We start from the raw sequence: 25525 nt of genomic DNA, 5'->3' as shown, positions 1-25525 counted from the left end.
TCACAGGTATTTGTACCAAGTTTATTACATCTGCCTTGATATATTACTAATCAGTTCTTTCTCCTTATGAATACTGTAGATCTACGAATCGACATTTCACCCAAAGAAAATCTCCACATCGTTTCTGATAATCAGCAAATCTTAGGAACCTATCAACGTACTGAAAATGGTTGTTTTATTTGCCACGTCAGAGAGCGAGATTTTGTCACCAATCTTGAATCGATGGCGATCGCCCTGATTCAGATTGTTTGGAATCAAAAATAGTAGGGGCGAACCGCCCTTCGGGTTCAGCAGTTGCTCCTCGACGGAAACCGCCAAGACCGCACTGCTTCACTGTTCGCCCCTACAAATATCTGTCTTACCTAAAAACTGAAATGATATTAAACGTTGTCAACGTGCATATAGCATCAAGCAGAATCTAGATGCGTTGTTGAACTTGTTCAGCACTATCCAGCAAAATCTGGGGATTAGCTTGTTCAGGAGAAATGATACTGGTTAAACCTTTAGCTTCGATAGTAACTTCAGGATTGATCAGCATATTTCTACCAGATATGGCTGTGGTTGCATTATTATTCCAAATCTTAGCGAGCTTGCGACGAATATTCTCAAATTCAGTAATATCTTCAAAGTTGACTAGAGTAAAATAACGTTTTATTCCCTGAGTATCAACTTCCATCGCATAGACATCAAATTTGAGTTGAGGACTTTGGGGGAACTTAACCAGATTTCCCGTTAAAGTTCGTGCTTGATTATTCCAAGCTGCGATCGCATCTATGACTTCTAAAGGTTTTGCTACTGTAGTATCTAACTCTAGGTGAATTGGTTGTTGGGGTCTTTGTTGTATTTGATAAGAGAGCTTAACAATATCTCCACGATATAAGTCTTTCGTAAATTCCGTTGACTCGACAAAAATGGGAAGTACACCATCTTGATATTCCACTACTAAAATTTGTCCTTCAGCACCAATGGCGTGTACTTTACCAATCAAACTATTTTGTTCTTTTAATTCAGCAGGAAGAACTACTTGTCTTTCATAAGGTTCAAAACCTTCTGGCTGTTTCCAAGGCTCTAAAATCTCCAGCGAACTTACTGCAATATGCTTTTGAGGACTAGGATTGGCAATTATATTACCTTGGATACATATGCGATCGTGACGATTAAGCTGATTTAAAGTGTTTAAGGTGTTTTGGTCTTGGGCAATTAAAGAGAATTCGCGGTGACTAAAAAAATTATCTGGTTCTCGGACAGACATCACAAACATTTGTGAGTCTCCTGCTGCACCATGAATCCTGCCAATTAGTCCTGTGCTAGTTAATTGCTGAGATAACTGTGTTAATTCTAGACCTTTATAAACTTCTGGATCATAGATACAGCTTTCAGCAGTAGAACTAAAAACCCTAGGAATAACTACCGTAGCTAATGTTAAGCAAATTAGTAGAGCATATAAAAATTTTTTGGTCATTAGTGATATCAAACTAGATGAGAAATAGTCATATAGTACATACTAAACACAAAAATATTTAGAAAACTGTTGTTGACGATCCTGTTGGGAAAAGAATTGATTTTAAGCTACCAAATCTTCTCTAAATTCAGCACAAAACCCGCTAACATAGGATTTCCGCTGACAGTTTGAGGATTATCTAGACATTTAACTGCACTATTGGGTGTGTAGATGAAGACTTGACGAGTAGTGCGATCAATTAACCAACCAAGAGATGCACCATTATTAATGTATTCCTGCATCTTTTCTTGAAGAACTCGCAGACTATCGCTCGGAGATCTTAGTTCCACCACAAAGTCTGGACAGATAGGAGCAAATTTAGTTTTTTGCTCAGCAGATAAACTATTCCATTTAGTTAATCTAATCCAGCTAGCATCAGGAGATCTAGTTGCACCATTAGGTAAAATAAATCCTGCAGAAGAATCAAAACCAATTCCACTACCATCCTGGTCTGTCCAATTAGCTAGTTGTTGAATTAATCGAAAATTACGATTTCCTGTTTCTGAACCAGCTGGAGACATGATGATTAGTTTTCCTGTAGCAGTACGTTCAATACACAGATGAGAATTAAGCTGACAGAAATCAAAGAAACTATCGGCACTCATTTCCCATGCAGGAGACATCTGCAAAACTAGTCGGTTACTACTTTCTGATACTAAGGATAAACTCATAGGAAATTACTGAAGTGCCTATTGCTAATTATAGCGATCGCTATATGTACTTGTTTTGCCCGTTAAGAATGACTAAACTGGTTCATATTCTAAAAAATCTGCCAGTCCTAGGTAACTAATTCCTTGGGGTGTAATTTCAAAACGATAGGGTAAAACTTCTACTCCCTGAGCTACAGCCTCCCTTAATAATTCACCATATTTCTGGTCACAGCGATCGCTGGGAGCAAATGTATCGCAATCGCCACGATTAATGAAATACAACATCACCGCTTTTGTCTCTGGAACGAGGGCAGTCAATTCTTGGAGGTGCTTTTGACCGCGAGTTGTCACGGTATCAGGAAATAAAGCAATCTTACCTGAACTGAGAGTAACACTTTTAACTTCTACATATATTGGCGGTTGGGAATTATCCCCGGTGAGTAAAAAATCGATTCGGCTTTTTTTATCTTTGCCATAGGGGACTTCAGAGCGCACATTTCTATATCTATTTGCTAGCTTGGGAAATAGTTTTTGTTCTAACGCTAACTTAATTACTCTATTTGGTATGGCGGTATTGGTTCCTACCCAAGTAGAATCAGAGATTACTCCGCCGTGAAACGACGGACACATGCGGCGAACCGAATCGCCTTTGTGCTCTGACCGTTGATCAATCTGAATCATTTCCCAAGTATAAGCCAACTTACGTTTGGGATTATCACTTTTAGATACTTGCACTAAACTATTAGGAGTACAAATTCCTGTCATTGGACCAGTATTAGGGCAATGAGCCGTAATGATTTTCCCAGTACTCAACTCAATATCGGCTAGAAAACGCTTATAACGTTTAATTAGGCGACCTGAAATAAGAGGTGGGTATTGATATAGTAAGCTCATGTTTCATCAGTAAAAAAGACGAAGCCAATTTTAGCAGTCTTCACTTCTTTACCTCCTAAAAAGATGAGATAATTGCAATTTCTGATTACCAACTAAAAACTGACAACTGATAATTAACAATATTAATTCATGTCCGATATTGCGACCTTAATTGACCAGGTACAACAAGAAGCACAACGAGAGGAATTTCCGATAGATATTCCCGTATATAAATCTGCTCATCTTGAACCGACAAAACCAATTCTCTATGCGGGGAATTTACTCAGTCCCCTTTGTTTTTTTGGTCGCGATTTAGGTAAAGATGAGGTTCATGCTCGTCAACCATTAATTGGTGCTGCGGGAACGTTAGTCAGAAAAGGTTTTTATTATGCGATTCATCAACAAAAAGCCCCAGCCAGAAAAGATTTAGACACGACAATAATTGAGAGGGTTTTGCTATCTAATACAGTTCCTTATAAGCCACCAGGAAATAAAGCTTATTTAATGAAAGTCAAACAAAGATTTCGTCCTTTTTTGGAGCAACTATTTGTATTTCACTGGCAAGGTAATCAAATTATTACTTTGGGTACAGAAGCTTTTAAATGGTTTTCTCCCTATGGTGAGAAAGGGGAAGTTGATAGTTTCTTTCGTACTAGCGATCGCTATGAAAATCAATTGACTGTTAACATTAGTGCTTCAGATGATTTGGGTATGGCTCAGCAAAAAGCAATTACTTTATTACCTTTACCTCATCCTTCTCCTCTCAATCAAAAATACTATCGTGCTTTCCCAGGGATGTTACAAAAACGATTGGCACAAGTTGAGTTTTAAATAAATTTTTGGGGTTCAATTTATCAGAGATATTATCAACACAATTAAACTCATAATCTAGATAAATAAATATATACCTCTAGTAACAGTCATTAAAAGGAAAAAACATGATATCGTATTGAGTAAATAGATAAATTTTTGTTACACTCGATACAAAACTCAGAGAAATAAAATTTATGACTAGTAAGAAAACTGTTATTTCCCCCTCAATTTTATCAGCAGATTTTAGTCGCTTGGGCGAAGAAATAGAAGCGGTAGATAAAGCTGGTGCAGATTGGATTCATATTGATGTAATGGATGGTAGATTTGTGCCTAACATTACTATTGGTCCGATGATTGTTAAAGCAGTTCGTCCTCACACGAAAAAGCCTTTAGATGTTCATTTAATGATTGTTGAACCAGAAAAGTACGTCGAAGATTTTGCTAAAGCTGGTGCAGACATTATCTCTGTCCATGCAGAACATAACGCTTCTCCTCATTTACACCGTACTTTAGGTCAAATTCGCGAGCTAGGTAAGCAAGCAGGGGTTGTACTAAATCCTGGCACTCCACTATCTCTAATTGAACACGTTTTACCTCTGTGCGACCTGATCTTGATCATGAGCGTTAACCCTGGTTTTGGTGGTCAAAGCTTCATTCCTGAAATGGTAGATAAAGTAGCTAGACTACGCAAAATGTGCGACGAAAAAGGACTAGATCCTTGGATTGAAGTTGACGGTGGACTAAAACCCAATAATACTTGGCAGGTTCTAGAAGCTGGTGCAAATGCCATTGTTGCTGGTTCTGCAGTATTCAAAGCACCTGACTATGCCGAAGCTATTGAAGGCATTCGTAATAGTAAAAGCTCTCAGCCTGAGTTGGCAACTGCTTAAAATTTAATCAATCTACATTGCTAAAATTTGATTGTTGTTAATAAGTTACTAAAAAAAGATTCATTACTATTGATGAATCTTTTTTATTTTGTATGGGAATGTATGGGAATAATCTGATTTTAAACAGCTATTTTTAACAGTTGTATTGGAGCTATACTACACTAAAGTATACCTACCATATGTAAAGGACCGCTACCACTAATTAATTCTACTAACAAACCAATAAAGCCCAACATAGCTAAACGACCATTCCAAACTTCAGCTGCGGTAGTTAAGCCCCACTGCCACTTCTCTTGAGGATACATTTTCATATTTTCTTTGGGATGAGTTACCCCTGCAAAAGTACAAGGATTAGAATCCAAAGAATCAACGACTAAATCAGCCAAAGAGTCAATAAAACCGGGATGAACATTTAAGGCAGGAACGCGACGGAAATTTTTGATTCCAGCCTCTTCAGCTACTTCACGGTATTCGATATCTATTTCTTGGAGAGTCTCAATATGCTCAGAAACGAAGCTGATGGGTACGACAGCCAAATCTTCTACTCCCTTTTCCCCTAATTTTTCGAGGGCATCATCAGTATAAGGTTGTAACCACTCTACTGGACCTACTTTACTTTGATAGGCTAAAGTGTACTGATTTGATCGTCCCAAAGTTTGCATAATTAGACGAGTACATTCTTCAATCTCTTTCTGATAGGGATCTCCCGCCTCTTCAACATAACTGACTGGAACGCCATGGGCACTAAAAAAGACATGAGCTTTGTCTGGATTGGGAAACTTATCTAGTTCTTGTCTAATTAAATCTGCCATAGATTGCAGATAGCCAGAATGTTCATACCAAGAGGGAATTAAAGTATATTTGACTTCTTGTAAAGCTTGGTCTGTTGACCACATTTCCTCTAATACCCGGAAACTTGAGCCACTAGTGCTAATTGAGAATTGAGGATAAAGCGGTAAAATAACTACCTCTCTAATACCATCATTTTTGATTTGAGCGATCGCTTCTTCTGTAAAAGGATGCCAATAGCGCATACCAATGTAAATTTTGGCATCCTGCCCCATTTCTTTCAGCTTAATTTCGAGAGCTTCTGCCTGTGCTTCTGTTATTTCTCGTAGAGGAGAGCCTCCACCAATTTCTAAATAGTTTTCTTGAGATGTTTTGGCTCTTAAAGTCGAAATCAACCAAGCCAGCGGCTTCTGTAAGGCTTTAACTGGCAGGCGAATAATCTCTGGATCAGAAAATAAATTGTACAGAAAGGGACGGACATCTTCGATTTTGTCGGGTCCGCCTAAGTTAAGTAGTAAAACTCCAATACGACCCATAGTTCTAATAGCTTATTTAAATTTTCAGTTTCTTTACTAATTTTAACAATATATCTTTTCTTTAGGTTTCGCTGTTCACTGTACACAGAACTTAACTGACCAAATTTATATGTTTGGTGGCATTTTGTCGAAAATTTAGCTATGAATTTGCGAACTATTAAGCCAAATTCTCTCTAGAATCGGTAAGATAAACTCCGTTGAGTAGTAATTTGTTATTTCTAATCCCATGTTTACGCCCATTATTACCTTGCTACAGCCGAATTTGGTTCTAGGAGGTACTATTTTTGCTTTAACACCTCAAATACTTAAGGAAAACTCGATTAGCGGGCTGATATTAGATGTCGACGAAACATTAGTTCCGTTTAATCAACGAGAAGCTTCTTTAGAACTGCAGCAGTGGATTGCAGAAATCAGACAAACTACTCCTATTTGGCTAGTTAGCAACAATATTAGTCAATCTCGTATTGGCAATATTGCTGAATCTGTTGATTTACCTTTTATTTCAGCCGCGAAAAAACCTTCTCGTCGCAAACTAAGAGCCGCTGCTGCGGCAATGAGCTTACCCGTGGAAAAGGTGGCAATGGTGGGCGATCGCTTATTTACAGATGTCTTAGCTGGTAATCGTTTAGGAATGTTTACGATTTTGGTAGAACCAATAATCGATCCTTTGATTGCCTTTCGTTCTCATCCAATTCGGGATTTTGAAATCTGGTTCTCAAAGCAAATAGGAGTATCTTTGATAGCAGAATCTGATGACGCAACAAAAAGTAATAACTCTTGACCTAGCTAAATATAAAGAAAATATTACGAAACAAAGAAACGTCTGAAATACCTGGGATTATATATATAGATTTAAATGAGGTCAGCAAATATAAAGACCTTAACTATAACGAAAACATAATAAATACTAAGTGGCATTAGAGCTAGATTCAATTCTGTTCTAGTGCCATTTTAAATTTAAATATCTTATGTCGCTGCTTATTTTTGATTTAAACAAATTATTTATCATCAAGATATCTAAAAGTGAAATAGATTTTCGGTAGTCCCAAAAACAGAAGGAAGAACAAACAGGTAAAGAAACGTTGTAATAATGAATCAACTTCCAAGAGAAAACTACTTGCTATTTTCCCTTATCCATTCCTTTTTAGGACTACTATTTTTTCTTCAAGTTTTCTCGCGTGCCGGTGATGCTTTACGTTTTGCAAATAAACTCAAATTCATAATTGAATCGCGATCTCGTACTTCCTGTTCTGATTTTATATTGCCAGTTATGTTAGTGCTACTTACATCAATGTTTAGTTTTTTCAATTTAGACAACCATTTATCCTTTACTTGTTGGTTACAATGTGCCATCGCATCAGCCCAGGTAGCAGGGCGTTTATGTTTTATCAAAAAATTATATTGATAATAAAAAGTTCGTGGATTATGTGGCTGGGAGGGATGATGTTTAATAGCGCATTCCTGACAGCAATCTTTAGGTGGCGATAGCAATTCCAATGGTCCACAGTTTATAATATCCATAATTTATTAGATCAACATAATTTATTAGATCAATTTAAGAACAGTACAAAAACAGCAAGCTATGTAATCCTTGCATATCGAGCGGTTAAGCGTGGTTGTGAACAAGTTTGTAAAACTGCTTTGCGGTAGAGCATTGTAGTTTCTTGCCAACTGAAACGTAGAGCATTTTGTCTAGGTTTTTGTTGCCAATGCCAATGTCTGTCTATCGCCATCTGTAAAGACTTAGTATAGGCATCAAGATTATTAACATTGCAGGTAATGCCACCATTGCCAATGAGATAACGGCGAACAGAGTCATCAGTAGCGACAACGGGTAAACCACAAGCCATAGCCTCAAGATAGGCAAGTCCCCGGGGTTCTTCCTTGGATGCCAGAGTAAAAACATTAGCACTACGATAAACTTGGGGCATTTGAGCATAGGCAAAGAATCTAATTTGAAACCGATCTGCACCTAAAAGGCGATCGCCTAAAGCTTGAAAATAATCACGATCTGCGCCATTACCACAAATTAAGAGGCTAGCCCGGGGTAAGCGAGAGACAGCTTTAATAGTTAGTTCAATTCTTTGATTTCCATCACGATTTAAAGGAGCAACACATAATACAGTTGGTTTAGATAGACCTGTAGGGATAGCTTTACCTATGGGTGAAAATTCTTCTGTATTTACTCCTTGAGGAATAACATTTAACAATTGCTCAGGAGCCAGAAAACGAACATAGTCAGCAACTTCGGGGTTAAGCACAATCAAGCGATCTGGCTGGAGTGACAAATTGCGCTTTAAATACTTGCCGTTATCTAATAAGCTATTGTGTTCTGTAAACAGAATAGGAGTACCTTTAATTGCCCGAACACAATTAGCGACGAATAAACCGCCATAATCATTTTGCGGAAAAATTAAATCTGCTGGATGTTTAAGCAGATAGGCTACACAGGGTAAAAAACTAGTTAGGTGTTCGACCGCGACTTCGGGATGAGCAAACCACTTGTGTAAGATAGCAGAAATTATCGGGTGGCAAGCTAAATTAGACACATCACTGCGAGTAATTGATTTAATCGGACGACTAAAAGAACCACATTCTGCCCCACTGAGCAATTCTACTTCAAAGTAGTTATCAAGACGACGAGCTAATTCGAGGGCAAAAGTTGCCGAATTACCGTTCCAGTTAACTCCGGCGCTAGGATGAATTAAGACAATTTTAGGCAATGCTTTGCTCCTTACTATCAGATTTCTAGTAATCAGTAATTAGTAATCAGTAATTAGAGTCAGTGAACAGTCTTTTCAGATGTTTGATTTTTCGGCGGTAGCAAAAACTGAGAGGTTCTACTTCCTCCATCATCCAAGTCCAAAAACTACGGATCTGGAATTTGCCTTTCTTGGCGATCGCCTGAAAAAAAACTCGAGTAGTCTGAATCCATAACACCAGTTGTTTATAGCGATCGCTTTTCAAGTAGTGCAGCATCATCACTGCCAAACTAAGTTGTAAAAATTCGGTAGAGAACCCGATATGGGGTGAATGTTCTAGAGCTTGACGACAATAATTATGGGCAATTACTGAATCTGGGTTTTTACTTTGCAGTACTTTCTCAGCTAAATGAAGACTGAGATAAGCGTAACTAAGATTTTTGAGGTAAAGGCGCTCTGATGGTACAACAGCATAGGCTTTTTCAATAGTTGCCTGAAAACTGGTTTCCATCACTAGCCAATTTTTACTGATGCGGTCTTGATATTGTCGACAATAAGTTAAAGGTTCAGCGATCGCCATAAATGGATAGCGACGGCTAAGCCGAATCCACATATCCCAATATTGTGCAGTCCGAAGCTGTGGATCAAACAATCCTACAGAATCAAAACAACGACGACGAATCATCACCGACGGAGAGCTGATCTGGTTGCGTTCTAGAATTTTTGGTTCCACCCATCCAGAAAGATTATTTTTTAAGACTCTACCTGTAAAGTTGCCCCAGTTATCAATTAACTTTAACCAAGAATGTACCAAGCCAATTTCAGGATAACGGTCAAAACAAGACACCTGTTTTTGCAGCTTACGAGGATGCCATAAGTCATCAGCATCTAAAAAAGCCACATACTCTCCTCTTGCTTTGGTAATCCCTAAATTAAGAGTTTCCGAAATTCTCAAAGAGGGATAAGAGATTAACTTAAAACGCAGATCTCTCAAACATTGAAACGACTTATTGATATGGTCGGAACTGCCATTATTAAAAATACTGCCATTATTAAAAATTAAGACTTCAAAATTAGAAAAAGTTTGTTGCCGAACACTATTTACCGTAGCTGGCAAATACTTCATTGCATTGTAAGCAGAAATAATGATGGAAACTCTTGGTGATTTCATAGCTGTAACTCTTATGGCTAAAGCAATTGAGTGGTTTTCATGTATTTGTAAACAACACTCTAAAATTAGTTATTAAAAACTCCATATAGTAGATAGAAAACCAAGGCTGTCGAAGGTATTTCGCTTGAACAAATAGGTCCACCTGATATCCTCGCGCAATAATTGTGGGATATATAGCAATACGGACTTTTATTAGAACACTTATTACTCATTACTAATTACTCATTACTCGTTACTTACGAGCAATCAAATAAACTTGTCCTAATACAACTTTGTACGGCTATAATTCTTGGCAATAGTGTTCTATTTCCTCCTGTTTAGTGAGAATTCCTTTAACGCCTATGACGGCAATCTCCATGGGTAAATCAATGAACCATTAATAATACGCTTGAGTAACATTAAGCCGGAAAAGCAACTGAGTAACATTAAGTCGGAAAAGCAATTGAGTAACATTAAGTCGGGAGGGTGATACTTAGTCATGACCATTTAATAAATGGCTTCAAAGCCCCGTCATTTATGACAATTGGGAAAGGGTTAAGGTTAAGGGGGAAAGGATTAATTTTTTTCCGTTTTCCCTTTTCTCTTTTCCTTTTAACCTACTCTTCACCGTCCATTTATGATGGTGAGGAGTCAACTTATTTGGCATGACAGTCTGATGTCTGCATACAGTTCAGACGTTAATCATTTATTGGCAGCAAAATGTAGGGCTATATCAACACACTTAAGAAATTAAATCGTTGTTAAAAAGAAATCTTTTTATAGCACAACGAAATGTTTCTCTAATTAATTGCCCGATCAATTAAGATGTTCGCTATTTTTAAACTTAATTATTTCCCAAAATTCTAGTATTTTGGCTATTTTGCTATCTAGTAATCCAAGAAAACCTTTGCAAACCTTTGAAGTAAATACTAAATTTACATGACGATTAAATGACGACAAGTTCGCCAGCTTGCTTAGCATTACTGCGCCAAAATCTAATCAACATTGAATTGATAATTGGTTGCCTTATTCTCCAATTGATTTATGGGAAAAGTTTTTGTTGCTTAAACATCTCAAAATTTACAAATGCTAGCTGGTATTAAATCCTGTTGGTGTAGGTTATTTAAATAAACGAAGTAATGAGCAATGAGTAATAATTACTCCTCCAGTATTCCAGTTAGTCTACATAAATAACCTCATGTCAATCGGATTTAGTATACAGGTTAGTTTAATTCCGTAAAATCATTTAAGAAAATACACGTAAGTTGTTTTCAAGCACAATCATAATCGCTCAAAATCAAATTGGCAATATTGATTGCAAAATAAACTTTCTGGTTAATATTTTAGGTGGTGAAATATTACAATGGGATAGATTTGGGAACCAAGCTTCATTAGTTTGCTCGACTAGTCGTTGATATCTACATCAAAGCATTCAAGTACCAAGCATTTGTAATTTATATAAATTGGCATAGAGTCCTTTAGCAGCCAGCAATTCATCATGACTACCAGATTCCACTAATTCCCCACGCTTAAGCACCAAAATTTTATCTACGTTACGGATAGTAGAGAGACGGTGAGCAATAATAATTGCTGAGCGATTGATCAATAACTGTTCTAAAGCGTCTTGAATTAATGCTTCAGTGGCAACATCCAAACTAGAAGTAGCTTCATCTAAAACTAAAATATGGGGATTACGAATAGCTACTCGGGCAAAAGCCAAAAGTTGTTTTTGTCCCCCGGAAAGGTTTGTCCCTCTTTCTCGCAACACTGTATTGTAACCACTGGGCAAATCTTCGATAAAGCGCTCAATATTAACTAGTTTAGCTGCCTGTTTAACTTCTTCGAGGGAATAACCATCACCTAGAGTAATATTGCGTTTAACATCTCCCGCAAACAAGAAACTTTCTTGTAAAATTACGCCAATATAGCGACGTAAATCTGCCTGGGGAATTTCTCTGATATCAATACCATCTACCAAAATTCTGCCCTTGCTGGGTTCATAAAGACGGCAAAGTAAACGAATAATCGAGCTTTTTCCAGCACCTGTAGGACCAACTAATGCCACTTTTTCCCCAGGATTAATTGTAAAGTCTAATGCTTTGAGCACGTACTCATCGGGTTTATAACCAAACCAAACATCTTCAAAGCGAATTTCACCAGTTTGCGCCTTAGCCGTTACTGAGTTATCTACTTGCTCTGTTAATAAACTGCGATGACCGTCAGCTACAGAAATGACTTTGTCTCTGATTTCGATTGGTTCACTCAATAGTTCTGTAATCCTCTCGATTGCCGTAAACCCAGACTGAAACATAGTAAACTTATCGGCAAACTGACGAAGTGGATTAAATAACCTTTGGGAATAGAGAATAAACGCGGACAATGCTCCATAAGTCATACTGTCTTGCAGCACTAAAATACCTCCTAGCCAAAGAACCGCTGCGATCGCCACTAGGGCAATCCACTCTAATGTCGCCGACACTGCCGAATCGTGAAAGATAGTTTTGTCAATTTCTAAGCGATAGCGTTCATTAATCGAGCGATACATCTCACTATTGTATTTTTCACGACGAAATAGCTGAACGATATTAATTCCTGCAATATTTTCTTGCAGCATGGAATTGAGCTTAGAAAGTTCTTCCCTAGCTTTGTAGTTAGCTTTACGATACTGCTGCTGGAAATAAATAATCAGTGCCGTAACAGGAATCAACATAAAGACCAGAATCGAGGCTAGTTTCCAGTTCACTAGGTAAATCGTCACCACGATCGCCACAATGGAAACAAAGTCGCTAACCACCCCAATCGCACCACTGGCAAAGACATTACCTAAAGCTTCTACATCACTAGCAATACGAGTGATTAGTTTGCCGACAGGAGTACGGTCAAAAAAGCTCGAAGCCAGGGAAGTAACATGGGTAAACAAATCTTGTCTAACTTCAGCAGTAATTTCCTGTCCAATTTTTTGCACTAAGTAACCTTGAACCGAAGCAAACATTAACCTGATTAATATAGTTAATAGCAATAGTCCTGCTAGGAGATTAATTCCTTGAGCAAGAGATACTCCATTTAAAAAAAACCAGGTTGGTTCTTCCCGCATTAAGGATATGGCTTGACCAATAATTAGCGGCTGAACTGAGCCCGCTATAGCTAAAGGTACTAGCAGGATTAAACAAATTACTAAAGTTCCCCTGCTTTTTCTTGTGTAGGGAATAAGTTTAAGAAATAACCGCCAATCATTTTCTCGATTTTGACTCTTGGTTTTGGGATTCGGAGAAGCAATGGTCATGGAAGGGTATCATTGTGGGGATTTATCTAGATGTTCAAGTAGCAAGTAGTAAGTAGCAATTTGCCCGCTACGTATCATCGGTTTTTCAACTTGATGCTCGTCATCCTCTAGGGCTTTAAGTTTTTAAATTTAGCTACTAAATCGTTAAGGTTATCGCGATTTAAACGATAGCTTAGAGGGTGGGCTATTAATCTAGCACTACTTTCATAAAGTATGTCGATTTCAACTAAGCCATTTTCTTTGAGAGTTTTGCCTGTAGAGACTAGGTCGACGATCGCCTCAGACATTCCTGTAATGGGACCCAATTCTACAGAACCAGATAGGGGGACAATTTCCACTGGCAAATCAATACTATCAAAATGTTCTTTGGCACAATTGACAAACTTAGAAGCAACTCTCCCATGAGGAGGCAATTCAACTGAACGTCGATATGAACTACTGGCAGGCACTGCTACTGAGAGACGACAATAGCCAAATTCGAGATCGATCAAATTGGCAACTTCTGGTTGTTTCTCGCGCAAAACATCATAACCAACTATGCCTAATTGTGCTTGTCCGTATTCAACGTATACAGGCACATCCTGAGCTCTGACTAATAATGCCCTAGCTGTGTCAGTTGGATCGGTAATTTGCAGTTGGCGATTAGATTTATCCAAAAAAGCACTAAAATCTAATCCCAATTGAAGAAATAAATTGATACTGTCTTTTAATAATGCGCCCTTTGGTAAGGCAATTGTAATCATAAAAAATTATTCGGCAAAAATCATGCTAACAGGATTAAATCACCTTACTTTATCAGTTTCTTGTTTAGAAATATCCTTTAATTTTTATACTCAAACTTTAGGTTGTAAGCCTTTGGCTAAATGGAAACGAGGTGCGTATTTGTTAGCTGGTGATTTTTGGCTATGTCTTTCCTTAGATGCTAATACCAAGAATAAAATTTCTTCTGAATATACTCATATTGCTTTTAGCGTTTCTCCAGAATCCTTGAATCATTATCGTCAGAATATTGTTAGATTAAATCTCAAGCTATGGAAAGAAAATACTAGCGAAGGTGACTCTATCTATATTCTCGATCCCGACAATCATAAATTAGAACTTCATGTCGGTAACTGGCAAACTCGTCTCGTAGCAACTAAACAAAATCCCTACGAGGATATGGTGTTTTATGATATTCCAGAAGTAAATTGAATGCTGACCTTTAAAAATACATTTTAATTTTGATACTTATCAAATTCACGTTTAATTAGCAGTGATCTGAATGTCAGGAAATACACACACAGATCGTGCCTAGATCCACAAAAATCTGCAATTATAACTGTAAGATGAGAAAATGCTTGATCTAACTAAAGTAATTTAGTTAGGGCAAGTCCTAAAGTACTGATCAGGAGATTTCCCTTTAATAATCATAAGAGGTATTAACCGTAATGGATTGTAGTCATATTCAGTTTTGTGCCGACAAATTAAACTTAGATTTCGTACAATTGCAACGCTTATTGGCGAAAACAGCTTTTTGGGCACGAGAACGAAATATTGATGAACTGCAAATTGCGATCGCTAATAGTAATCCTGTAGTAACTGTCTGGGATAAACAACGTCTGATTGGTTTTGCTAGGGCAACTTCAGACGGTATTTATCGTGCTGCTATTTGGGATGTAGTTATTGACCCCGATTATCAGGGAGTAGGTTTAGGACGAAAGCTAGTACAAACTGTTTTATCTCATCCTTTAGTGAGCAAAGTAGAGAGAGTCTACCTTACTACTACCCATCAACAAAGTTTTTATGAACGCATTGGTTTTGAGCGCAATGAAACCACAACCATGGTGTTGCATAACTCCGATTCAAGTGAAGATTTAGCCCGACGAATCAAAGAACAACTCCCCGTAACAATTGACAATTGATAAGTTTTCAACCTTAGATTATTGACTGATCGTGGTTTAAACCATTTATATCTTTATAGGAACAAGCGATAACTCCGAACTCCGAACTCCGAACTTCGAACTTAAGTTGTTCACGCCATTACCATTCCGCCATCAACGTTGAATACTTGACCTGTAATATAGGCTGCTGCGGGATCGGCAGCTAAGAAGCAGATTGTTCCCGCAACTTCCTCAGGCTTGCCATAACGACCAAGGGGAATGAACTTGATAATGTCATCTGATTTAAGGTCATGAGTCATATCAGTCTCAATAAATCCCGGTGCCACAGCATTAACAGTTACACCACGATTAGCTAATTCTTTGGCAACAGTTTTGGTAAAGCCGATTACTCCAGCCTTGGCTGCACTGTAGTTGGCTTGTCCAGGATTGCCCATTTGTCCGGCAACTGAGGCAATATTAATTATTCTGCCACTGCGTTGCTTTAGCATTGTTTTACTAACAGCCTTGGTACATAAAAAAACCCCAGTCAGATTGAGGTCAATTACTGCTTGCCATTGTTCGGGTTTCATTCGCAGTAATAAGGTGTCTTTGGTAATACCAGCATTGTTCACTAAAATATCAATGCGTCCGAATTTATCGAGGGTTTGTTTAATTAAATTATCTACCTCTGCACTTTGAGAGACATCTGCCTGTAATGCGATCGCCTCTCCTCCTGCGGTAGTAATTTCCTGTACTGTAGCTTCTGCTGCCTCACTAGAACGAGCATAGTTAATTACAACTTTTGCCCCTTGACTAGCTAAAGCTAAGGCTGCTGCTTTACCAATTCCTCTGGAGGCACCTGTAATCACTGCTACTTTATCTTTTAGATGCTGTAGATTTTCTGGTAATAATTCCATGATTTGCTCCTCCAAATAAGCTTAAGAAACTAAATAAAATTAGCTAAATTTCTGGTTGACTTAGTTATCATATAAGCTAACTAGTACCTCGCACTAATTTTCTCTTAGTGACTTAATCACTTACTTATACAGCGATCGCTATGGCAGTTAAAAAGCAATTCTCCAGTTTTCAAGATTTGTTAGAAAGTACCGAAATCCCTGTTTTAGTTGATTTTTATGCAACCTGGTGTGGACCTTGTCAGATGATGACCCCAATTCTAGAGCAGGTAGGAGCTAATTTACGCGATCGCCTCCAAGTAGTCAAAATTGACACTGATAAGTATCCTAATATCGCTTCTAAGTATCAAATCGAAGCTTTACCAACCTTAGTCTTATTCAAAAATGGCGAGCCAGCCGAAAGAATTGAAGGTGTACTACAAGCACCACAGCTAATTCAACATTTGAGTACATTGGTTTGATCTACAGTGAACTATCGAATCTAACTTTGAATCTATCCAGAGTTGTGTATTGGATACTATCAAATATTCTCCTTAGGATAGATACATCGATCAATAAATTTTTATTAAGATTTATTACGTAGAAACTAATAATAATTAAACATATGACTATAGCTTTAAGAGATGATGTTATGTACATCTTGCTCAAAAAGATTAATGAGGAAGATGGTAAAGGTAAACATTCAGTTGATTTTCAAGCTACTGATTTTACTGGGAGAAATATGACCGTCTCAAGCTTTTTAGGTCATTTAGACTATCTCAATCAAAAGCAATATATTAATGCAGACTTTTCTGGTAATGCCTATGCCAATCAAGAAGATGTTCCCGATTTAGTCGATGCAGAAGCAGTAGACTTTCGCGTTGCCAATACCTTGGGTGCACCTAATGGTCCTTTACCCCACTTAATCAAGTTTAAAAGGGCAGAGTTAACTGAAAAGGGTAAGAAAATGCTAGAGAGAATGGAGGAAAATCCCCCTGCTGCTTTAAGGGAAGGTGTTTCTACTCCTATCATTGATAGCTATACACCATTTTTAGAAAAGGTAGCTCTCAAGGCGGAATTACCAGATATTTTCGATGCTAGAGATTTAACTACCATTGTCTATCGCACCATGCGCGATTTGATGAATACCGAAACATCTAAGGAAGTTGAATCGGAACTAAAGAAGGAGGCTGAAGAAGATGCCAAAAATAAGAGATTACAAGATTCAATCGCTGATCTCTGGCGTGATGATAATCCTTTAGTTGCATGGTTAAGCGATATTCGTCCCCCTTTAAAATTTGATGCCGATACTTTTATTTTTCGCATTGAAAAAGAGGGAGGTCTTCCCCGTGGTACGACTGGCAAAAAAGTAATTAACGCTGTTTTTTCTGCTACGAAAGAAGAATTATCTGAAGACAAGATTAAAAAAGTTGCCGAATTTTTACCAGGAACAATTCGAGAAATGTGGGAAACAGCATAAACAACTACTCGCTAATGCTTTGAGTATAGGGACTTCCCGCTCACAAAATTAAATCGTTGATATTAGCTAATGTCAGGGCGTTGTTACCAGCGTCCTGATTCTTTATCTTAAAGCTTTTAGCCTTTAGCCTTTAGCTTTTAGCCTTGGTTTGACTGCTAAAAGCGTAATTGAGTTTAAGACTCTATTTGATTGAAGCTAAGAGCTAAGAGCTACGGCGTAGCCGTTTCTTGATTGACCTCAATCAGAGCAATTTAAAGATGATAAATCCAAAGCTTCAAAATCTCGAAAAAACGCCAGTAACCTCTGAACTATTTTACTGACCCCCTGATTAACATTAGACTCAATATTTAACGGAATTACTGGATCGTGAAGGGACAAACGCAATAGAAACCAGCCATCTTCTGTGGACGACTGACAAGAGATTCTCACCCCTTCATAATTATTAGGAACAATTTGCCAATCATCTTGGCTACGAGCAAAAGTTTCTAACTCGGCAATAACATCATTGCCGTATGCTTTAAAATCTTCTACCTGGATTTTTAATCGAAATTCTTCGCTTTCCACTGGCTCTTGCAAATCACTGATGAGATCCGTCAACAACTTCCCCTGTAATTTGGATTTAGCCAATTCAGCTAATAACTTGGTTGCTAAATAAGCTCCATCATCCAGAAAATAATTTTCCTTCATTGCTCCATGTCCAGAGGTTTCGATCGCCAGCCAAGATTCTGACCCAGCATTATTCAGTCTGATAGATTCATTGATGACATTTTTATAACCTCGTTTAAAGCGATGATGTTTACCCCCTAAATTTTGCTCAATAAATTGGGTTAAACCATCGGAAGTAATCGAGTCTGTAACGATAGTAGAGCCTGGATGTTCTTGTAAAACTATTGCCGAAATTAGAGCAATCATGCGGTTACGATTTAGTTCATGACCTTGATGATCGACTGCTGCAACACGATCAACATCAGTATCAAAAATAATGCCAAAATCAGCTTGATGCTCAATAACTGCCTGGCAAATTGAAGCCATTGCCTCTTTATTTTCCGGGTTGGGAATATGATTGGGGAACATTCCGTCAGGATCGAGAAATTGACTACCTGTAGTATCTGCACCCAATGGCTTAAGAACCTGATCAACATAAAAGCCCCCAGCACCATTTCCCGCATCGACCACTATTTTTAAACCTGTTAAGGGTTGCTCAAAGTTATCGGGATGATTAACCCCTTGGCGAATAGTTTCGACTAATTTGGCGGCATAGATAGCAATAAAATTGTGATTGCTGCTTTCTCCCTCAGTATCACTAGTTTTTAAGTTTCCTGCCTCAGCTATAGACAAAATGTTTGTAATGTCTGGTTTGCCTAGACCTCCTTGGGGTGTAAAAAACTTTAAGCCATTCCGATTAAAGGGTAAATGACTGGCAGTAAGCATAATTGCTCCGTCACACATAAACCCTGAGGTAACTGTACTCATAAACATGGCAGGAGTCGAAGCAATTTCAAAATTGTAGACTTGGCAACCAGCGATCGCAATTCCTTCAATTACTGACTGGCTTAAGGTTTCTCCCGATAAGCGACTATCTCGTCCAATAGCAATAGTTAATTCTGTGGTAGATTTTTTGGCTTGTTGACTAAGCCACTGGGCAAAAGCATTGCCTAAAGTTTTAGCTACATTAGGAGTTAGATTAACTGTTTCATCGGTAACTCCCTCCAGAGCCACTCCTCGTATATCAGAGCCATTTTGTAGCTTCTTCCAGTCGATACTATTCATTGCTTCTATTCCGGATAACGTCGTTAAAAATTAAACTTGACAGGCTGTAATGAGAGATAATTGGCACGCTAAAACAATATATTAATAGATACAGCCCAAATAAAATCTAGTATCAAAATTAAAAAGTAATTATGCCTTTGATCAAAGTTCAATCTTCTGTCTCTCAACCGAAAAAGGAACAAGTTGAAAGTTTGCTTACAAGCTTGTCTGCTAACTTAGCTAAGCACCTGGGTAAACCAGAGTCTTATGTCATGACTGCTTTTGAGTCTGATGTCCCCATGACCTTTTCTGGTACATTCGATCCTGTTTGCTATGTAGAAATTAAAAGCGTTGGTAACATGAGTTCATCTCAGACCAAAGCAATGAGTCAAGATTTTTGTAGTCAGATTAGCCAAAAACTAGATGTCCCTGCTAATCGTATCTATATTGAGTTTGCTGATGCCAAAGGATATATGTGGGGCTGGAATGAGTCTACTTTTGGCTAATACTTTCAAGTCTTTCCTCTCTACTAATGCGATCGCCTTAGAGCTAATAAACATAAATAATGTTTACCGTATTATTTAACTTGTCCATATATTAGTGAGGAAATTCTTGGCTTTGATATTTAATTTTCACCTATTAACTCTTGAGCAAATCAAGACTTAGTTGGCTAATTATTTTCTCAATATTCTGGATAAATCACTATGACTAATTTAGGAAAAAAGTTAACTTATGTATCATTTACTGAGAATAAAAAGAGAAAGTGATAAATTAGTAATTGAAGCTTAGTTAGCTTCCCTGACAGACATACAGGTTGATCCACATTTAATAAAGGAGGTAAAAACCTGACTAGTTTATTATCTGTCTCGTTTCATAAAAACAACAACACCCATCTAGAAAGCTGAAATTTCCTCACTTAGGAATTAGGGAGATAGTTTACAGAAGCTTATTATCAGTAAACCTCCAAATTGAAGTGATTATAAGAGGAAGTCTCTCGGTTAGTATAGCTTGGGTGTTGTTGTTTATTAATCTCAAAAAACTCTCTTCAATTTGTTTTTTAAGTTATAAATTTCAGCAATATTAGCAATAAAAAAACCAACTAAAATCAATTTAGAGTTTAGTTGGCTCAATTTTTCTACGTTGTTTTAGATTTTATTTAACTTTCATTGCTAAAGTATTTTTGCACTTGTGCTAAAGCAGCAGTGCCAATATTAAATATAGCCCAACCAGCGGCGATCGCTAAAGGAGCCAATACTATCAATACACGCCAATCCATAATTCAACCTCTCCTTTACAATTTCTAATTTATTTAAAAGGCTTATTAACGTAAAACCGCACATTACCATACTCAAATGTACCAGTTTTCCTAGCCATTTATCTATATTGTAGAAAAAAATCGGGCAAGTATTTAGTTCTACTTCACCCGATATAATAAATTAACGACTTTTAGACTTTTAATTAAGAATGTCGACTCGACTCTCCAAATTATGGCTATTAAACTAATTTGAGATTAGGATAGTATGCCAAAATATCATCAGAGGATAAAGTATCTCCTTCTGCTTGTGGTGTCCAAAGGATTTCTACCGCTAAGAGGCGATCGCTGCCAACGCTACCTACCTGTTGTAGTGCCTGACGCAAATCATCAGAGCCGTTAATTTTCGGTAAGTTTAGCTCACCAGTTACACCCACAATGACTGTGGCAATTATATATTCTCCAGAATCTTCTTCTTGAGTTTGAATTGCCCCCTCTTCTGAATTACCGCCTAGGGTTTTTTGAGCTGCATTACTAATTACACTATCGACGTTAGTTAAAGTCTCTGAGGTAAATTTACTGCGTTCAGTTAAAGCTAACTGATTAAATTTAGCTTCAGCTGCGTCAATATCGGCTTTTTGTGAGTCTGTCGCTCCGTATACCCAATATTCAGGATGACGTAACAGAGCTAAAGTTGCCTCTTGAACTACAGTAGCTCGCCCAGAAGCAGAACTAGTATCAGCAGTTAAAGCGAGACGATTGAGTTCAGGTTGTAATTCACGGGCATTAGCCAATAAACCGACTTGAACCTGAGCGACGGCTACTTTGGGACTGCCGCTATAGCCTAAGTCACCGCCTACTCCTGCATTGCGGAAGCTGCGAACCAAAAAGTTAGCAATAGCAATAAAAATTAGGATTGAGAAGATACCGCCCATGCCACCAAAGCCGACGAAGGGGAGGAGAAATGGAAAACCAAAACCACCGCCACCATAACCATAACCAGGGGAGGCATATCCACCGCCATAACCGCCACTACGGGGAGTAGAGTAACTACGGGAAGGAGCCCGAAATGAACCGCCGCCGATTCTACCACCGGTGCGGGCAGCCATTGCTGCGCTGGCATTGCCAAACACTAGGATGCAGATTAGCCCCAGTGCTAAAACAGATTTAAGCCAAAATTTCCGTTTAAAAATCATTTTCATAAGTTATTAATTATGTGTTAACTATCTACAAAAATTAACCACCACCAACAATGGTGACAATTTCCAAGCAATCGCCTAATTGCATTCGGGTTTGATCCCAATATTGACGATGTAAGATTTCTCCGTTGTATTCTACGGCAATCAAACGAGGGTTAAGTTCTAATATGGTTAATAATTTAGATAGAGAAATCAACTCAGGACAGGTTTGAGGTTCTCCATTGACCTGTATATTAATTGTATTAGTTGCGTTCAACATAAATCTAGCTTAGAAGGGAGTAATTACCGACTCATCAATTGAGATAAAAACTGACGGGTAATTAGGGTTGGTTGTTCTGCTTGCATGATAGCGCGAACTACCGCTACCCGTTGTGCGCCTTTGGCGAGAACCCCATTCAGATTCTTGAGATCGATCCCACCAATGGCAAACCAAGGAACAGGACATTTAGCTTTTACATATTCAATGTATTCAACACTTGCGGCTGCTTTACCTGGTTTGGTAGGGGTTTCATAAAATGGTCCCACTCCGACATAATCCGCCCGTTCAGCGATCGCCCTATTTAATTCTTGTTTGTTAGTGGTAGAACGACCGATAATTTTATGGGTTCCTAGAATCTCTCTAGCAAAGGCTACTGGTGCATCTTTTTGTCCTAGATGAACACCATCTGCGTCAACTGCTAAAGCAATATCGACGCGATCGTTGACAATGAAGAGGGCGTTATAGCGATGGCATAATTGACATAGCTGGTGAGCTTTTTCGATACGATTACCATCTGAAGCATCCTTATCCCGATACTGTAGTAATGTTAGCCCTCCCTTGAGAGCAGATTCAACCACTTTGAGTAGCTCTGGTTTGGGGGAAGTAACTAAATACAATTGAGCATTATACAATTGCTGATGTCGGTAACTATTTAATAAGCTACTCTCAATAGTATAGACACGGTAACGCATCTGTTTGCAAGCTGCTGCCATCTGAGGGTCATAGAGCTTACTATATTCTTCAAGAACTCTTAGGGCTTCCTGTGAACGACAGAAATTTGCCTGAAGTAACTGTTTAATCGTCTCTCTCACTTCTTCCTGGGGATGAGACAAATCAGTTCCCACATCTCCAGGTGTATCTCTAGCCTGACGTAATTCCCAACTGTGCCATTGGGCTAGTTCTTGACGTATTTGCTTACATTCTTCAGCTAATGGCTGATGGTTTAAACCAAGTCGACACCACTCTTCAATGATCCTCATTCCTTCTCTAGCTCGGTCAAGATTGGCATCCAAAATACGAAAAATTGCTTTTTTCATGTAACTTTAAGTCTGTTATAAATAATATCTAGAGTTACATAGCAGTACAGACTTATCATTAGGACACTTATTACTCATTACTCACCCTTCGGGAGGTGCCCTAAAGGACTTCCTTCGGTCGCGCATTCCCTTGCCCAGATAACGCTCCTGGGTAAACGCCTTACGTCGACGCGGTGAAGCAGTGCGGTCTTGGGGGTTTCCCCCATGAGCAACTGCTGAATCCTTTAGGGGGTCGCACCTTTACTTACGAGAAATCAAATAAACTTGTCCTAATAAACTTTAGTACGGCTATAAATGTCCTCTTATCCTCAAGATGAAACAGTGAGCAATTTTAACTCGAAACTAGAAAATCCTCTAAAAAGCGAATGAAGAATTAAGAATCCATAGCAGAGCATTATTGTTAACAGAAGGTCATGTGACTTAACCGATTATCCGAGAAATTTCCCGTCGCGAATTCGCTCGGCCTCCATGTTCTCAAGTTCTCGAGAACCAGAAACCACTATGTCGGAATCTGGCACAAAATCCAACTCCGTTGAGCGATGCGAATAGTCCATAGCGTTGAGGATGACGCGCAAGGCATTCAAACGCGCCAGGTGCTTTTCATTGGAGCGGATTACAGTCCAAGGAGCAAATGCCGTATGAGTCTGACGAAACATTTTGTACTTGACGTCTGTAAAGTCGTCCCAGCGTTCCTGAGCCTGTACATCCACTTCAGACAATTTCCACTGGCGCAGCACATCATTCTGGCGACGTTCGAATCGGCGCGCTTGTTCTTCTTTGGTCACAGAAAAGTAGAGCTTGAGCAGAACAGTTTCTTGGCGGACTAGTTCTTCCTCGAACTTAGTGACCCCTATCATGAAATTTTCATATTCCTTTGGGCTACAGAAACCGAACACTGGTTCAACCATGGCACGATTGTACCAGCTGCGGTCGAATAACACGATCTCTCCACCGCGCGGAAACTGCTCAACGTAGCGCTGAAAGTACCACTGGGTTTTTTGCACGTCGGACGGTTTTCCTAATGCCACCACACGGTAGTGCTTTTCGTTCATGTATCTGGTCACACGGCGAATCGTGCCACCTTTGCCTGCCGCATCACGACCTTCAAAGATAATGATCATGCGACGAGACTCCAGCTCCAGTTGCTGCTGCATCTTGATCAACTCAGCTTGGTAGGGCTTGAGCGACACTTCTTGACGACGACGCATTATAGCCTTTTTCTTCTCCTTGAGAAGATCCTTGTTCGCTAGATTCAATCGTGCAAATTCTGCGATCAGATCTTCATGGGACATCTGCCTTGCCCTTTCCTCCTCAGACCTTAGGGCAGAATCGACTTTACTTTTGGATTCAGCAGTGCTTTCTGACATATCGATTTCCAATAATTTTAATTAGTGCCAAATTTAAATTGTGGAAGTACTATTAGATGAATACTACTGCAATTTAAGCGAACGATTAGAATGCAGTTTCTCTCTCCAGAACTTTAGGGTATTAGCAGCTACAGTTATTCCAAGCAGATCTTATCTTCGCCTATGCCAGGACAGAAAATATAAATTGCAAAGACAATCTCCACACACAGCTCCTTGCATTTAGCCCTAGCAGCAATTTACCTTATTTCTGCACACAGGCTGATGAAATTTAATTTTGATGCCAACTCCTAATTAAGCCCTTGATTTGAGCCAATCGGCGATACTTGGAGTTACAAGTTAAGTTGTATTTTTGTTAAACAGTTTTAGTATCCACCTTGAAGCTCAGAAGCTTTATCTGGAAGGCAATAGAGCCTTATTCGATTTATGCCAATTATACCAGAGTTGTCGCGCCAAATCCAACACAATACCTGTTCCTCCTTAGCGATTGTTGTGAGAAGCTAAGAGCTTTGCCAAAAAAAGACTGGCAAGTTATTAAATATAATCACTAACTTGCCAGCTTGAGAATGAAAACAATGGCTAATATTTGCCAATTTTGCCAATAATGAAGTTATTGTTTTACTGTTTATCTTCAATTACTTGATCGATTAGACCATATTCTTTGGCTTCGTAAGCCGACATAAAATAATCGCGGTCAGTATCTTTTTTGATTTTTTCAATGGGTTGTCCAGTATTATCAGCCATCATTTGGTTAAGCTGATCGCGAATACGCAGAATTTCTTTGGCTTCAATATCAATATCTGTTGCTTGTCTACGACCTTGAATTCCCCCTAATGGTTGGTGAATCATAATTCGAGAATGAGGTAAAGCCAGACGTTTACCTTTGGTACCACCACAGAGCAGAAATGCTCCCATGGATGCAGCTAGACCAACGCAGATAGTGACAACTTCGGATTTTAGGTGGCGCATCGTGTCATAAATCGCCAATCCAGCAGTTACCGAACCACCGGGAGAATTGATATAAAGATAAATTGGCTTACCAGGATCTTCAGAATCCAGATACAACATAATGGCAATGATTTGATTCGCTAAACCATCGTTAACGCCTCTTCCCAGGAAGATAATACGCTCACGATACAAGCGATCGTAAATGCTAATCCAGTCGCTATATTGCTGACCTGGGAGTTGATAGGGAACTTTAGGAATACCAATGGGCATGGGATTTTTTACCTTAATATATTTTTGT

Annotated in this window: 25 protein-coding genes and 2 pseudogenes; 9 read left to right on the top strand and 18 right to left on the bottom strand. The window is 38.6% G+C overall.

The features are described from left to right. Nucleotides 1-66: 66 nt before the first annotated feature. Complete coding sequence (locus tag PLEUR7319_RS0104780; RefSeq protein ID WP_019504063.1) at nt 67-264, top strand: hypothetical protein; 198 nt, start codon at nt 67-69, stop codon at nt 262-264. A 154-nt stretch (nt 265-418) separates the two neighbouring features. Here PLEUR7319_RS0104780 and PLEUR7319_RS0104775 read toward each other — a convergent pair whose 3' ends face one another. The 4 genes and pseudogenes from PLEUR7319_RS0104775 to PLEUR7319_RS43400 all read right to left on the bottom strand — a co-directional run. Further along, the gene (locus PLEUR7319_RS0104775) at nt 419-1462 is read right to left on the bottom strand and encodes a hypothetical protein (protein WP_019504062.1); all 1044 of its coding nucleotides are present in this window, start codon (nt 1460-1462) and stop codon (nt 419-421) included. Between the two features lie 107 nt (nt 1463-1569). After that, the gene (locus tag PLEUR7319_RS0104770; RefSeq protein WP_019504061.1) at nt 1570-2172 is read right to left on the bottom strand and encodes a Uma2 family endonuclease; all 603 of its coding nucleotides are present in this window, start codon (nt 2170-2172) and stop codon (nt 1570-1572) included. Nucleotides 2173-2244: 72 nt separating this feature from the next. Next, nucleotides 2245-2745 (bottom strand): annotated as a pseudogene (gene sfsA, locus PLEUR7319_RS43405) (DNA/RNA nuclease SfsA); the annotation flags it as partial. A gap of 75 nt (nt 2746-2820) precedes the next feature. Continuing rightward, a pseudogene (locus tag PLEUR7319_RS43400) lies at nt 2821-3045 on the bottom strand (DNA/RNA nuclease SfsA); the annotation flags it as partial. Between the two features lie 129 nt (nt 3046-3174). Between PLEUR7319_RS43400 and PLEUR7319_RS0104760 the strand changes: the two are divergent. Both PLEUR7319_RS0104760 and rpe read left to right on the top strand, forming a co-directional pair. Then, on the top strand, nt 3175-3855 hold the full coding sequence (locus tag PLEUR7319_RS0104760; RefSeq protein WP_019504059.1) for a uracil-DNA glycosylase family protein: 681 nt from the start codon (nt 3175-3177) through the stop codon (nt 3853-3855). 176 nt (nt 3856-4031) lie between these two features. Then, complete coding sequence (gene rpe / locus PLEUR7319_RS0104755; RefSeq protein WP_019504058.1) at nt 4032-4727, top strand: ribulose-phosphate 3-epimerase; 696 nt, start codon at nt 4032-4034, stop codon at nt 4725-4727. Nucleotides 4728-4888: 161 nt separating this feature from the next. On the opposite strand, the gene hemH is transcribed toward rpe, so the two are convergent. Next, nucleotides 4889-6052: a ferrochelatase gene (gene hemH / locus PLEUR7319_RS0104750; protein WP_019504057.1), complete on the bottom strand. Its 1164-nt coding sequence runs from the start codon at nt 6050-6052 to the stop codon at nt 4889-4891. Nucleotides 6053-6278: 226 nt separating this feature from the next. On the opposite strand from hemH, the gene PLEUR7319_RS0104745 reads away from it, so the two are divergent. Then, the gene (locus tag PLEUR7319_RS0104745) at nt 6279-6833 is read left to right on the top strand and encodes a YqeG family HAD IIIA-type phosphatase (RefSeq protein WP_019504056.1); all 555 of its coding nucleotides are present in this window, start codon (nt 6279-6281) and stop codon (nt 6831-6833) included. A 383-nt stretch (nt 6834-7216) separates the two neighbouring features. Here PLEUR7319_RS0104745 and PLEUR7319_RS0104740 read toward each other — a convergent pair whose 3' ends face one another. The 5 genes from PLEUR7319_RS0104740 to hisG form a co-directional block, all read right to left on the bottom strand. Then, the gene (locus tag PLEUR7319_RS0104740; protein ID WP_019504055.1) at nt 7217-7573 is read right to left on the bottom strand and encodes a hypothetical protein; all 357 of its coding nucleotides are present in this window, start codon (nt 7571-7573) and stop codon (nt 7217-7219) included. Nucleotides 7574-7632: 59 nt separating this feature from the next. After that, entirely contained in the window at nt 7633-8775 is a 1143-nt protein-coding gene (locus tag PLEUR7319_RS0104735) for a glycosyltransferase (protein WP_019504054.1), read from the bottom strand. 46 nt (nt 8776-8821) lie between these two features. Beyond that, nucleotides 8822-9925, bottom strand: coding sequence for a glycosyltransferase (locus PLEUR7319_RS34300; RefSeq protein WP_019504053.1), 1104 nt, complete (start codon nt 9923-9925; stop codon nt 8822-8824). 1411 nt (nt 9926-11336) lie between these two features. Beyond that, nucleotides 11337-13187 (bottom strand): ABC transporter ATP-binding protein, encoded by a 1851-nt coding sequence (locus tag PLEUR7319_RS0104725; protein ID WP_019504051.1) that lies wholly within the window; start codon nt 13185-13187, stop codon nt 11337-11339. Between the two features lie 107 nt (nt 13188-13294). Then, entirely contained in the window at nt 13295-13930 is a 636-nt protein-coding gene (gene hisG / locus PLEUR7319_RS0104720; RefSeq protein WP_019504050.1) for an ATP phosphoribosyltransferase, read from the bottom strand. A gap of 22 nt (nt 13931-13952) precedes the next feature. Between hisG and PLEUR7319_RS0104715 the strand changes: the two genes are divergently transcribed. Beyond that, nucleotides 13953-14378, top strand: coding sequence for a VOC family protein (locus PLEUR7319_RS0104715; RefSeq protein ID WP_019504049.1), 426 nt, complete (start codon nt 13953-13955; stop codon nt 14376-14378). A 236-nt stretch (nt 14379-14614) separates the two neighbouring features. After that, nucleotides 14615-15088, top strand: coding sequence for a GNAT family N-acetyltransferase (locus tag PLEUR7319_RS0104710; protein WP_019504048.1), 474 nt, complete (start codon nt 14615-14617; stop codon nt 15086-15088). 110 nt (nt 15089-15198) lie between these two features. Here PLEUR7319_RS0104710 and fabG read toward each other — a convergent pair whose 3' ends face one another. Next, entirely contained in the window at nt 15199-15963 is a 765-nt protein-coding gene (gene fabG, locus PLEUR7319_RS0104705; RefSeq protein ID WP_019504047.1) for a 3-oxoacyl-[acyl-carrier-protein] reductase, read from the bottom strand. Nucleotides 15964-16103: 140 nt separating this feature from the next. Between fabG and trxA the strand changes: the two genes are divergently transcribed. Together trxA and PLEUR7319_RS0104695 are read left to right on the top strand one after the other, a co-directional pair. Next, entirely contained in the window at nt 16104-16421 is a 318-nt protein-coding gene (gene trxA, locus PLEUR7319_RS0104700; RefSeq protein ID WP_019504046.1) for a thioredoxin, read from the top strand. Nucleotides 16422-16564: 143 nt separating this feature from the next. Next, nucleotides 16565-17419, top strand: a complete 855-nt coding sequence (locus PLEUR7319_RS0104695; protein WP_019504045.1) for a DUF2267 domain-containing protein — start codon at nt 16565-16567, stop codon at nt 17417-17419. Nucleotides 17420-17656: 237 nt separating this feature from the next. On the opposite strand, the gene PLEUR7319_RS0104690 is transcribed toward PLEUR7319_RS0104695, so the two are convergent. Further along, nucleotides 17657-19189, bottom strand: coding sequence for a phosphomannomutase/phosphoglucomutase (locus PLEUR7319_RS0104690; RefSeq protein WP_019504044.1), 1533 nt, complete (start codon nt 19187-19189; stop codon nt 17657-17659). A gap of 131 nt (nt 19190-19320) precedes the next feature. Here PLEUR7319_RS0104690 and PLEUR7319_RS0104685 point away from each other — a divergent pair, with 131 nt between their 5' ends. Further along, nucleotides 19321-19674 carry a phenylpyruvate tautomerase MIF-related protein gene (locus PLEUR7319_RS0104685; protein WP_019504043.1) on the top strand — a complete coding sequence of 118 codons (354 nt, stop codon included), beginning with the start codon at nt 19321-19323 and terminating at the stop codon, nt 19672-19674. A 650-nt stretch (nt 19675-20324) separates the two neighbouring features. Here the strand turns inward: PLEUR7319_RS0104685 and PLEUR7319_RS0104680 are convergent. The 6 genes from PLEUR7319_RS0104680 to PLEUR7319_RS0104655 all read right to left on the bottom strand — a co-directional run bounded on the left by PLEUR7319_RS0104680 (nt 20325) and on the right by PLEUR7319_RS0104655 (nt 25497). Next, entirely contained in the window at nt 20325-20444 is a 120-nt protein-coding gene (locus PLEUR7319_RS0104680) for a photosystem II protein Y (RefSeq protein ID WP_019504042.1), read from the bottom strand. A 218-nt stretch (nt 20445-20662) separates the two neighbouring features. Continuing rightward, on the bottom strand, nt 20663-21616 hold the full coding sequence (locus tag PLEUR7319_RS0104675; RefSeq protein ID WP_036799287.1) for a DUF1517 domain-containing protein: 954 nt from the start codon (nt 21614-21616) through the stop codon (nt 20663-20665). A 40-nt stretch (nt 21617-21656) separates the two neighbouring features. After that, the gene (gene thiS, locus PLEUR7319_RS0104670) at nt 21657-21878 is read right to left on the bottom strand and encodes a sulfur carrier protein ThiS (protein ID WP_019504040.1); all 222 of its coding nucleotides are present in this window, start codon (nt 21876-21878) and stop codon (nt 21657-21659) included. A gap of 23 nt (nt 21879-21901) precedes the next feature. Continuing rightward, on the bottom strand, nt 21902-22915 hold the full coding sequence (locus PLEUR7319_RS0104665) for a thiamine phosphate synthase (protein WP_019504039.1): 1014 nt from the start codon (nt 22913-22915) through the stop codon (nt 21902-21904). A gap of 428 nt (nt 22916-23343) precedes the next feature. Next, nucleotides 23344-24282 carry a polyphosphate kinase 2 gene (gene ppk2 / locus PLEUR7319_RS0104660; protein ID WP_019504038.1) on the bottom strand — a complete coding sequence of 313 codons (939 nt, stop codon included), beginning with the start codon at nt 24280-24282 and terminating at the stop codon, nt 23344-23346. 615 nt (nt 24283-24897) lie between these two features. Next, on the bottom strand, nt 24898-25497 hold the full coding sequence (locus PLEUR7319_RS0104655) for an ATP-dependent Clp protease proteolytic subunit (protein ID WP_019504037.1): 600 nt from the start codon (nt 25495-25497) through the stop codon (nt 24898-24900). Nucleotides 25498-25525 lie beyond the last annotated feature (28 nt).

Source organism: Pleurocapsa sp. PCC 7319 (assembly GCF_000332195.1).
In the GTDB taxonomy this organism is placed as follows: Bacteria; Cyanobacteriota; Cyanobacteriia; order Cyanobacteriales; family Xenococcaceae; genus Waterburya.
This window is presented reverse-complemented; position numbering and strand designations above follow the sequence as displayed.

Coding starts and splice junctions, on each gene's coding strand:
- PLEUR7319_RS0104780 (WP_019504063.1), top strand. CDS start 67: ATGAATACTGTAGATCTACGAATCGACATTTCACCCAAAGAAAATCTC.
- PLEUR7319_RS0104775 (WP_019504062.1), bottom strand. CDS start 1,462: ATGACCAAAAAATTTTTATATGCTCTACTAATTTGCTTAACATTAGCT.
- PLEUR7319_RS0104770 (WP_019504061.1), bottom strand. CDS start 2,172: ATGAGTTTATCCTTAGTATCAGAAAGTAGTAACCGACTAGTTTTGCAG.
- PLEUR7319_RS0104760 (WP_019504059.1), top strand. CDS start 3,175: ATGTCCGATATTGCGACCTTAATTGACCAGGTACAACAAGAAGCACAA.
- rpe (WP_019504058.1), top strand. CDS start 4,032: ATGACTAGTAAGAAAACTGTTATTTCCCCCTCAATTTTATCAGCAGAT.
- hemH (WP_019504057.1), bottom strand. CDS start 6,052: ATGGGTCGTATTGGAGTTTTACTACTTAACTTAGGCGGACCCGACAAA.
- PLEUR7319_RS0104745 (WP_019504056.1), top strand. CDS start 6,279: ATGTTTACGCCCATTATTACCTTGCTACAGCCGAATTTGGTTCTAGGA.
- PLEUR7319_RS0104740 (WP_019504055.1), bottom strand. CDS start 7,573: ATGGATATTATAAACTGTGGACCATTGGAATTGCTATCGCCACCTAAA.
- PLEUR7319_RS34300 (WP_019504053.1), bottom strand. CDS start 9,925: ATGAAATCACCAAGAGTTTCCATCATTATTTCTGCTTACAATGCAATG.
- PLEUR7319_RS0104725 (WP_019504051.1), bottom strand. CDS start 13,187: ATGACCATTGCTTCTCCGAATCCCAAAACCAAGAGTCAAAATCGAGAA.
- hisG (WP_019504050.1), bottom strand. CDS start 13,930: ATGATTACAATTGCCTTACCAAAGGGCGCATTATTAAAAGACAGTATC.
- PLEUR7319_RS0104715 (WP_019504049.1), top strand. CDS start 13,953: ATGCTAACAGGATTAAATCACCTTACTTTATCAGTTTCTTGTTTAGAA.
- PLEUR7319_RS0104710 (WP_019504048.1), top strand. CDS start 14,615: ATGGATTGTAGTCATATTCAGTTTTGTGCCGACAAATTAAACTTAGAT.
- fabG (WP_019504047.1), bottom strand. CDS start 15,963: ATGGAATTATTACCAGAAAATCTACAGCATCTAAAAGATAAAGTAGCA.
- trxA (WP_019504046.1), top strand. CDS start 16,104: ATGGCAGTTAAAAAGCAATTCTCCAGTTTTCAAGATTTGTTAGAAAGT.
- PLEUR7319_RS0104695 (WP_019504045.1), top strand. CDS start 16,565: ATGACTATAGCTTTAAGAGATGATGTTATGTACATCTTGCTCAAAAAG.
- PLEUR7319_RS0104690 (WP_019504044.1), bottom strand. CDS start 19,189: ATGAATAGTATCGACTGGAAGAAGCTACAAAATGGCTCTGATATACGA.
- PLEUR7319_RS0104685 (WP_019504043.1), top strand. CDS start 19,321: ATGCCTTTGATCAAAGTTCAATCTTCTGTCTCTCAACCGAAAAAGGAA.
- PLEUR7319_RS0104680 (WP_019504042.1), bottom strand. CDS start 20,444: ATGGATTGGCGTGTATTGATAGTATTGGCTCCTTTAGCGATCGCCGCT.
- PLEUR7319_RS0104675 (WP_036799287.1), bottom strand. CDS start 21,616: ATGATTTTTAAACGGAAATTTTGGCTTAAATCTGTTTTAGCACTGGGG.
- thiS (WP_019504040.1), bottom strand. CDS start 21,878: ATGTTGAACGCAACTAATACAATTAATATACAGGTCAATGGAGAACCT.
- PLEUR7319_RS0104665 (WP_019504039.1), bottom strand. CDS start 22,915: ATGAAAAAAGCAATTTTTCGTATTTTGGATGCCAATCTTGACCGAGCT.
- ppk2 (WP_019504038.1), bottom strand. CDS start 24,282: ATGTCAGAAAGCACTGCTGAATCCAAAAGTAAAGTCGATTCTGCCCTA.
- PLEUR7319_RS0104655 (WP_019504037.1), bottom strand. CDS start 25,497: ATGCCCATTGGTATTCCTAAAGTTCCCTATCAACTCCCAGGTCAGCAA.